The sequence below is a fragment of the Klebsiella sp. 141203 genome, assembly GCF_032601985.1.
Taxonomy (GTDB): Bacteria; Pseudomonadota; Gammaproteobacteria; order Enterobacterales; family Enterobacteriaceae; genus Klebsiella; species Klebsiella aerogenes.
The window spans coordinates 1-249 of the sequence record NZ_JAQIRL010000026.1 but is presented as its reverse complement, the minus strand read 5'-3'; the positions used below and the strand labels follow the sequence as shown (position 1 = coordinate 249).

Here is a 249-nt window from a genome sequence, read left to right as displayed (position 1 = left end):
CCCACACTACCATCGGCGCTACGGCGTTTCACTTCTGAGTTCGGCATGGGGTCAGGTGGGACCACCGCGCTATCGCCGCCAGGCAAATTCTGTTTACCAGCCCGTCATAACGACGCACTGATTAATCTGTATCAGGCTGAAAATCATCTCAAATCGCCAAAACATCTTCGGCGTTGTAAGGTTAAGCCTCACGGTTCATTAGTATCGGTTAGCTCAACGTATCGCTACGCTTACACACCCGACCTATCA

General features: G+C 51.4%; 1 rRNA gene. It reads right to left on the bottom strand.

Annotated features, from left to right (window positions below):
- A 5S ribosomal RNA gene (rrf, locus tag PGR29_RS24855) occupies nt 1–83 on the bottom strand; the annotation flags it as partial.
- Nucleotides 84–249 lie beyond the last annotated feature (166 nt).